The 8,560-nt window shown below is 65.6% G+C and carries 9 protein-coding genes; 4 read left to right on the top strand and 5 right to left on the bottom strand.

Annotated features, from left to right (window positions below):
• Window positions 1-31: 31 nt before the first annotated feature.
• Entirely contained in the window at window positions 32-1,915 is a 1,884-nt protein-coding gene (locus MFF13_RS24480) for an ABC transporter ATP-binding protein (RefSeq protein WP_147761898.1), read from the bottom strand.
• Between the two features lie 175 nt (window positions 1,916-2,090).
• Here MFF13_RS24480 and MFF13_RS24475 point away from each other — a divergent pair, with 175 nt between their 5' ends.
• Together MFF13_RS24475 and MFF13_RS24470 are read left to right on the top strand one after the other, a co-directional pair.
• Entirely contained in the window at window positions 2,091-2,588 is a 498-nt protein-coding gene (locus tag MFF13_RS24475; RefSeq protein ID WP_147750579.1) for a tRNA (cytidine(34)-2'-O)-methyltransferase, read from the top strand.
• A 231-nt stretch (window positions 2,589-2,819) separates the two neighbouring features.
• Window positions 2,820-3,677: a manganese catalase family protein gene (locus MFF13_RS24470; protein ID WP_147750554.1), complete on the top strand. Its 858-nt coding sequence runs from the start codon at window positions 2,820-2,822 to the stop codon at window positions 3,675-3,677.
• Window positions 3,678-3,721: 44 nt separating this feature from the next.
• Here the strand turns inward: MFF13_RS24470 and MFF13_RS24465 are convergent, their stop codons facing one another.
• Both MFF13_RS24465 and MFF13_RS24460 read right to left on the bottom strand, forming a co-directional pair.
• Window positions 3,722-4,126, bottom strand: a complete 405-nt coding sequence (locus tag MFF13_RS24465) for a carboxymuconolactone decarboxylase family protein (protein ID WP_147750553.1) — start codon at window positions 4,124-4,126, stop codon at window positions 3,722-3,724.
• Window positions 4,059-4,487, bottom strand: coding sequence for a MerR family transcriptional regulator (locus MFF13_RS24460; protein WP_147750552.1), 429 nt, complete (start codon window positions 4,485-4,487; stop codon window positions 4,059-4,061). Before MFF13_RS24460 ends, MFF13_RS24465 begins: the two co-directional genes overlap by 68 nt.
• Window positions 4,488-4,635: 148 nt before the next feature.
• On the opposite strand from MFF13_RS24460, the gene hemF reads away from it, so the two are divergent.
• Both hemF and MFF13_RS24450 read left to right on the top strand, forming a co-directional pair.
• Entirely contained in the window at window positions 4,636-5,565 is a 930-nt protein-coding gene (gene hemF / locus MFF13_RS24455) for an oxygen-dependent coproporphyrinogen oxidase (RefSeq protein ID WP_147750551.1), read from the top strand.
• A 74-nt stretch (window positions 5,566-5,639) separates the two neighbouring features.
• Window positions 5,640-6,767 carry an ATP-dependent DNA helicase gene (locus MFF13_RS24450; RefSeq protein ID WP_147750578.1) on the top strand — a complete coding sequence of 376 codons (1,128 nt, stop codon included), beginning with the start codon at window positions 5,640-5,642 and terminating at the stop codon, window positions 6,765-6,767.
• Window positions 6,768-6,910: 143 nt separating this feature from the next.
• Here the strand turns inward: MFF13_RS24450 and MFF13_RS24445 are convergent, their stop codons facing one another.
• Entirely contained in the window at window positions 6,911-8,059 is a 1,149-nt protein-coding gene (locus MFF13_RS24445; protein ID WP_238273187.1) for an ImmA/IrrE family metallo-endopeptidase, read from the bottom strand.
• Window positions 8,052-8,560 (bottom strand): hypothetical protein (locus MFF13_RS24440; protein ID WP_238273186.1); only part of this gene is annotated, 509 nt, incomplete at its 5' end. The genes MFF13_RS24440 and MFF13_RS24445, both read right to left, overlap by 8 nt.

Raw genomic sequence — 8,560 nt, 5'->3', positions numbered from 1 at the left:
GGGGGAGGGAAGCGCGCGTGATCGACGAGACCTACCCCGGCAACGCGTCGGAAATCTGACGGGCCTCGGGTTTGGGCGCCCGGTCGGGCAGGAAGCCGCCCGATTGCCGCTCCCACAGGCGGGCGTAGAGACCGCCCTGGCCGATCAGCTCGGCATGCGTCCCTTCCTCCACGATGCGGCCCTCGTCGATGACCACGAGGCGGTCGAGCGCCGCGATGGTCGAGAGCCGGTGGGCGATGGCGAGCACGGTCTTGCCCTGCATCAGGGTGTCGAGGCTCTCCTGGATCGCCGCCTCGACCTCGGAATCCAGCGCCGACGTCGCCTCGTCGAGGATCAGCACGGGAGCGTCCTTGAGGATCACCCGGGCGATGGCGATGCGCTGGCGCTGGCCGCCCGAGAGCTTCACCCCACGCTCGCCGACCTGGGCGTCGTAGCCGCGCCGGCCCTTGTGATCGACGAGGTCGTGGATGAAGGCGTCGGCATGCGCCAGCTCGGCGGCGCGGGCGACCGCGTCCATGGTCGCGTCGGGGCGGCCGTAGGCGATGTTGTCGCGGATCGAGCGGTGCAGCAACGAGGTGTCCTGGCTGACCATGGCGATGGCGCCGCGCAGCGAATCCTGCGTGACGCGCGCGATGTCCTGGCCGTCGACGGTGATGCGGCCGCTCTCGACGTCGTGCAGGCGCAGCAAGAGCGAGGTGATCGTGGTCTTGCCCGCGCCGCTGACGCCGACGAGGCCGACCTTCTCGCCGGCCCGGATGTGGAGCGACAGGTTCTCGATCACGTTGGCGTCGCCACGCCCGTAATGGAAGCCGACGTTCTCGAAGCGGATGTCGCCGCCCGCGACCTTCAGCACGGCGGCGTCGGGCGCATCGACGAGCCCGTGCGGACGGCTGATCGTCTGCATGCTCTCCTGGATCACGCCGACGTTCTCGAACACGCCGCGCACGGTTTGCATGACCCAGCCCGACATCGCGAGCAGGCGCAGGACCAGGGCGAGGCCGGCGGCGGCCTCCCCCGTCGTCATGCCGCCGCGCTGCCACAGCACGAGGCACAGGCTGCCGGTGGCCAGCAGCAGGGCGCTGTTGAGGATGCCGAGCAGGGTCGTCGTCAGCGTCACCAGCCGGAACTGGTGCAGGTAGGTCCGAGTGTTGCTGTCGATCGCCTCGCGCACGGCGGCGCGCTCCTCGCGGTCGCGGGCGAAGAGCTTGACGGTGAGGATGTTGGTGTAGCTGTCGACCACGCGGCCGACCAGCGCCGAGCGGGTCTCGGCGGTGCGGTGCGACCGTTCTCGGGCGCGGGGCACGAACCACGCCGTCAGCGCGGCGTAGGCCGCGATCCAGACGACGACCGGTAGGGCCAGCCACACCGAGATCGACGAGAACAGCCCGACCGCGGTGATCGCGTAGATCGCCACGTAGAGCAAGGTGTCGATGAACACGACCGCGATCTCGCGCACCGCCGGGCCGACCTGCACGATGCGGTTGGCAAGGCGGCCGGCGAAGTCGCCCTGGAAGTACGAGAGCGAGTGGCCGAGGGTATAAAGGTGGGTGCGCCAGCGGACCTGGTTGGTGGTCTGCGGCACGATGAGCTGGTTCGAGGCGACCTCGTGCAGCCAGATCGTGATCGGGCGCACGACCACGAGGAACAGGGCGGCAAGCGCCAGCCCGAGCCCGTGCTCCTGCAGCAGGGTCGTGCGGTCGGCGCCGTTCATCAGGTCGATGAACCAGCGCATCAGCAGGTAGAGCGAGGCCTCGACCGTGCCCGCCACCACAGCGATGACGAACAGGGCGGCGAGGGCGGCCCGCATCGGCCGCAGGTAGAACGCGGCGAAGCCCAGCACGGTGCTGGGCGGCATCCGCTCCGCGTCGAAGGGCGCGAACGGGTCGATGCGGCGCTCGAGCCAGTCGAGGAACATGGTTTTGCGGGTGCTTTGCGTCGGGGAGGCGTGATCCTCATGTAAGCGCGCCGCGGTCCCGGCCAAGCGGGAGGCGATGCCGCAGCGCGTCGGGGCTGCCATGCGCGGGCGCCGGTCGGCCAGCCTCGCCGAGGCGGATTGGTCGGCGGGGCCGGAGCGGATATCCCCTTTGGCCATGCTCCGCCTCGCGCTCTACCAGCCCGACATCCCACAGAACACCGGCACGCTGCTGCGCATGGCGGCCTGCCTCGGGCTCGCCGTCGAGATCATCGAGCCGGCGGGCTTCGACGTGTCCGACCGGCACCTGCGCCGCTCGGGGCTGGACTACCTCGACCACGTCGCGATCACCCGGCACCGCTCCTGGGCGGCGTTCTCGGCGTGGCGCGTGCAGGAGGGCATCCGCCTGGTGCTCGCCACCACCGCGGGCGCCTTGCCCTACACGGACTTCGCCTTCCGCGACGGCGACTGCGTCCTGATGGGGCGCGAATCGGCCGGCGTCCCCGGGGCGGTCCACGCGGCGGCCGACGCGCGGGTGGTGGTGCCGATCCGAGAGGGCATGCGCTCGCTCAACGTCGCCGTGGCCGCGGCGATGATCTGCGGCGAGGCGATCCGGCAAGGAGCCGGGCAAGGGACCGCGCAAGGGGTCGTCCTAAGGGCTGGTCTCACGCCCTGAACCGCACGCGATGCCCGCCGCACCTCCAGAGGGCGAACGGTCTCCTGCGGCCCGCGCAGGCAGGTGAAGCAGGCGAGAGACGCGGGGCGGCGGAGGATATTTCTGCCGTGACGGCGTGAACCGATTCAGAAAACCAAGGTTTCAGGGGGTAAGACGAGCGAACTTCGCGTCGAGAGGCGCGGGATCATCTTTGCTTGTCGTTCACTCAACTTTCCACGAAGGAAATAACATATGTTCTATGTCGACAAGCGGCTCCAGTATCCTGTCAAGGTCGAGAGCCCGGACCCGGTCTACGCGCGCATGCTGCAGCAGGCCATCGGCGGCATCGAGGGCGAGATCCGCGTCTGCATGCAGTACTTCTTCCAGGCGTGGGGCTCCCGCGGGCCGACGACGAAGTATCGGGACATGCTCCTCAACACGGCGACCGAGGAGATGGGCCATATCGAGATGCTGGCGACCGCCGTCGCGATGAACCTCGAGAACGCGCCGACCAAGCTTCAGGAAGCGGGCGTCGCCGACAAGGTGGTCGGCGCCGTCATGGGCGGAGAGAACCCGCGCCACGTGGTCGAGGGCATGCTGCACCGGCACCTACTCTCGACCGGCATGGCCGCCTTCCCGGCTAATTGCGAGGGCGTGCCCTTCGACATGAGCCACGTCTACGCGAGCGGGAACCTCGCTGCCGACATGTACTGCAACGTCGCCGCCGAGACGACGGGGCGGGTGCTCGCGGTCCGGCTGTCGAACGCGACCAACGATCCCGGCATGAAGGACATGTGGAGCTTCCTCATCGCACGCGACACGATGCACCAGCAGCAATGGCTCGCGGTGATCGAGGAGCTGGGGGGCTACGAGGGCTCGCTGCCGATCCCGAACAGCTTCCCGCAGAGCGAGGAGCACCAGAAGTACAATTACAGCTTCTTCGCCACCGGCGTCGAAGGCTCCCCGGCCCCCGAGGGGCGCTGGACCAGCGGCCCGTCGCTCGACGGCAAGGGCGTCTACAACGTCGTCCAGAACGCGCCGATGGGCCAGGAGCCGGTGCTCGGCCCGGCACGCCCCGACAGCGGCGCCCAGAGCCAGCAGATCGGCTGATCGCGAACCCCACCGCATCCGGTGGTCGCGGCGCGCGGTCGGCTTCAGGCCGTCGCGCGCGCCGCGAAGACCTCCTTGGCGGCGAACAGGCCGTTGAGGGCGGCCGGGAAGCCGGCATAGACCGCCATCTGCATGATGGTCTCGACGATCTCGTCGCGAGACAGGCCGACGTTCAGCCCCGCCGCGATGTGCACCTTCAGTTGCGGGGCGGCGTTGCCCAGCGTGGTCAGCGCCGCGATCGTGGCGATCTCGCGCGACCGCAGGTCGAGGCCGGGGCGGCTGTATATGTCGCCGAACGGGAACTCGATCAGGTAGCGGGCGAAGTCCGGCGCGATGTCGGCGAGCGCCGCCACCACGTGCTCCCCGCCCTTCCCGTCGATCTCAGCGAGCGCGCGGGCGCCGCGCGCGTAGCGGCTTTCCGTCGTCGGGTTCTGCTGGTCCGTCGTCATCGTTCATCCCTTCGGTGGTGTCGGCATAGCCGGCGATCTTCGTGTCCAGGACCGTCAGGGCCTCCCGCAACGCGGCGACGTGCGCGCGGACCTGCACGCGATGCCGTTCGAGCAGCAGCCTGCGGTCCGGGGCCGTCGCCGGTCTGGCCTGCCGCAGGGCCGCGTATTCGAGCATCGTCCGGATCGGCATGCCGGTGGTCTTGAGGCGGTCGAGGAAGCCGATCCAGGTCAGGATCGACGCGTCGTAGTCCCGATGCCCGGAGGCATCGCGGCCAACGAACGGCAGCAGCCCGATCCGCTCGTAGTAGCGGATGGTGTGGCCCGTCAGCCGAGAGCGTCGCGCGAGTTCGCCGATCCGCATGCACCCCGTGCTCCTGGGACCCTTTGGCCCTCGGCACGATGTTCTGGAGGCTACGACTTCGAGCGTGCTCGAAGTCAAGCGAGGGGTGCGGCCCGGTTTCGCCGTCGGTGAATTGACGGCGGGTGAGCGGAATGGGACATCCGCCTCCATGACGATGCCGGACACACCCGCCCTCCCCCGTCTGCCCGAGGCCGACATCACGGCGCTCAAGGCCGAGGCGACCGCGTGGTTCACGACGCTGCGCGACCGCATCGTCGCCGCGCTCGAAACGCTGGAGGCCGACGCGAGCGGCCCCTTCCACCCGGACGCGCCGGACGCTGCGCAGACCTTCAAGAAGACCCCCTGGGAGCGCACCGACCACACCGGCCTCCCGGGCGGCGGCGGCACCATGGCGATGCTGCACGGCCGGGTGTTCGAGAAGGCAGGCGTCCACGTCTCGGCGGTCCACGGCGAGTTCGCGCCGGAATTCCGCGCGCAGATGCCGGGGGCCGCCGAGGACCCGCGCTTCTTCGCCACCGGCATCTCGCTGATCGCGCATCCGTGGAACCCGAACGTGCCGACGGTGCACATGAACACCCGCTTCGTGGTGACCACGAAGACGTGGTTCGGCGGCGGCGCCGACCTCACCCCCGTGCTGGAGCGCCGGCGCACGCAGGACGACCCCGACACGCAGCACTTCCACTCCTGCCTCAAGGCGGCGTGCGATGCCCACGCTCCTGCTGCGGATTACGACAGGTACAAGCGGTGGTGCGAGGAGTACTTCTACCTGCCGCACCGCAAGGAGCCCCGCGGCGTCGGCGGGATCTTCTACGACTACCACTGGACCGGCGACCCGCAGGCCGACCTCGCCTACACCCGCGACGTCGGCGGCGCCTTCCTCGCGGCCTATCCCGAGATCGTCCGGCGCAACGTCGCGACGCCGTGGACCGAGGAGGACCGGCTGGAGCAGCAGGTGCGGCGCGGGCGCTACGTCGAGTTCAACCTGCTGCACGACCGCGGCACGATCTTCGGCCTGAAGACCGGCGGGAACGTCGCCTCGATCCTGTCCTCGCTGCCGCCCACCGTGCGCTGGCCGTGAGCGACGACCGCGCCGAGGACGCGCACAAGCACAAGCCCTTGCACAAGCCCTTGCACGAGGACCTATCCAACCACTTGCCCAACCACTCGCACACGCCCAAGCACTTCGCCCCGCAGCAGGACGCGGCGCTGAAGGCCATCGCGGCCTGGCGCAAGGACAAGGGCGCCGCCCAGGTCTTCCGGCTGTTCGGCTACGCCGGCACCGGCAAGACCACGCTCGCCCGCCGCATCGCCGACGACGTCGAGGGCTCCGTCGTGTTCGGCGCCTTCACCGGCAAGGCGGCCTCGGTGATGCGGCAGAAGGGCTGCGCGGACGCCGCGACGATCCACTCGCTGATCTACCGCACCAAGGAGACGGAAGAGGGCGGCCCCGCCTTCTCCCTCAACCGCGCCGGGCCGGCGGCCAAGGCCGACCTCATCGTCATCGACGAGTGCTCGATGGTCGACTCCGACCTCGGCCACGACCTGCTGTCGTTCGACAAGCCGGTGCTGGTGCTCGGCGACCCGGCCCAGCTCCCGCCGGTGCGCGGCGGCGGCTTCTTCACCGAGGCCGAGCCCGACGTGATGCTCACCGAGGTCCACCGCCAGGCCAAGGACGACCCGATCGTCCGCATGGCGATGACGGTGCGCGAGGGCGGCCGACTCGAGCTCGGCGCGTACGGCGCCAGCCGCGTGGTCTCGCGCCGGTCGATCGACCCGACCCAGGTGCTCGATTGCGACCAGGTGCTGGTGGGCATGAACAAGACCCGCCGGCTCTACAACGGGCGGCTGCGGGAGCTCGCCGGCCACGTCGACCCGATGCCGGCGGTGGGCGAGAAGCTGGTCTGCCTGCGCAACGACCGCACCAAGGGCCTGCTCAACGGCTCGACCTGGACCGTGCAGGCCCTGCGCGCCCCGCCCCGCCCCGACACGATCCGCCTCGACGTGGTGCCCGAGGACGACGGGGGCACGCGCAAGCGCGCCGTCGACATCAAGGTTTTACGCGCCGTGATCTCCGGGTCCGAGGAGGAGATCCCGGCGTTCCTGCGCCGCGAGACCGACGAGTTCACCTACGGCTACGCGCTCACCGTGCACAAAGCGCAAGGCTCGCAGTGGGACAAGGTGGTGCTGTTCGACGAATCGTTCGCCTTCCGCGAGCACCGGGCACGGTGGCTCTACACCGGCCTGACGCGGGCGGCGCAGGCGATCACGGTGGTGGTGTAGGGGCAGGGTGTCCGATGCCGGGTAAGCGGCCCCGACCCTGTCATTCCGCGGCGCCGACGGCGAGCTCGGAATCCAGAGCTGCCGTTGGCTGATAGTGTCTCAGTTTGAAACCGAACTTTTTTTGCGTCAAGTATGACGCGCCGCTATCCAGTTGCGACAACCGATCTCGTGAGCAGGCTAGTTTCCCCAGGTGCGCCAAATAAGTTCGCAATCAGATCAAGCGAAAAGCCAATTGTATCTTCTACGCCTTGAGCGGGTAAGGCGCGCCTTGCAGCAAAGAGGCGCCAGCACTTGAGGAGCCATTGCGGCATTTCAATGGGTATTTCTCTATCAAGCGGCTCAATTTTGTTCCACTTATTTGAGCTGATCTGTTTTCTAAACAACACATACTGATAATCGTCGATAATTCCGAGCCGTTTTGCCCAGTGTGCGATTGCCTGCATCGAAACTCGCCACCGTAATTTAAGTCCTTTAAGATGACTTAAACGGGTTGAAAAAAACTCACGCATCATCGCCACGCGAGGAAATAGGAACGCTGCAGCAAAAGCATGAGCCTCCAATTCTATGCGTTCTCTGACGGATTTTTCCTCTAAATCTTCTTGTGCTATATCGCGATGAAGTAGCAAATGAGCAAGCTCATGGGCTGCATCAAATCTTGATCGACAACTTGACTGCTTTTCGGAGCCAAGCAAAATGTAAGGACGCTTTTCGATCCAGCATGAAAAGGCGTCTACATCGTCTGATATTAAGCTGAGTCTTGTAACTATTACGCCATGAGTCTCGAACAGCGCTACGACATTTGCAATTGGACCGTCACCTAGCCCCCAGTGCCTCCGGACGCGCTCTGCAGCACTCTCCAACTCTTCAAGAGTGTAATGTATGCCGTGCTCTGGAGGGAGAATATCGGGCAAATTGGGCGCCGGAAAACGAATTTCGGATCCAACGAGGTTTACCAGTTCCCAGAGCCATTTAGCCCTGACGTCAAGAGCGTAGTTAAGCTTATTGGATCGAGCGCCCACGCTACGGAAATAGCGAGTACCTTGATGGCGCTCAATAGAAGGGCTTGGCTTTAGAAAAAACGGAACGGGTTGTTCTAGCGCGCTTGCGATACGGATAATTACAGACATGTCTGGACGGCGTTCGCCAGTCTCATAGTGACCAATAGCTTGCCCACTAAGATCTATCTCTCGCGCTAATTCGGCACGCGACTTCTGCTTGGCGAGCCGGGCTTCGACTAGCCGAGCAGGAGAGAAGCCAGAACTACGATCCGGGAAAGATAAAACCTTAGTCATTGTCACGAAAATGCCGTTCGATGCTCTCGATGATCTCAGGGTCTGGTGACTCCGTAGGACCTTCGGGTGGGGTCAACATGCCGATCGCCACGTGCGGCAATCGCATCAAATTATTGGTCCGAAATATGTGACCATTTTTGTCCGGGCTTGGGTAAGCGATGTGTGCGAAATTGAGATCTTGATATCCATGAAGTATGTGCAATGACCGCCGCTCACCATCTAAGATTGCTTGCTCAATTTTTCTGCGGCGCTCTGCTTCATCGTCTTCAAACAATAGAGATTGATTGGACTCCTCAAAATTTGCACGGAAAACAGCTTTGCGTGGTTTTTTGCTAGCATCTTCGACTTGATTAGCTGTAATCAGAGCGCGATTTGTTCTAATTACGAAATGTTTGCCCGTAGGCCGAGCATAGTTCTCCCAACTACCGTCGAAGGGTAGGTCACCGGTTTTGACCAATCGCTCAAGTTCGAACGACACGGCTAATACCAAACCCCGTTGAT

This window comes from Methylobacterium cerastii (assembly GCF_022179125.1).
In the GTDB taxonomy this organism is placed as follows: Bacteria; Pseudomonadota; Alphaproteobacteria; order Rhizobiales; family Beijerinckiaceae; genus Methylobacterium; species Methylobacterium cerastii.
Note: the sequence above shows the minus strand (reverse complement) of the source record. Positions and strands in the feature narration are given on the sequence as shown.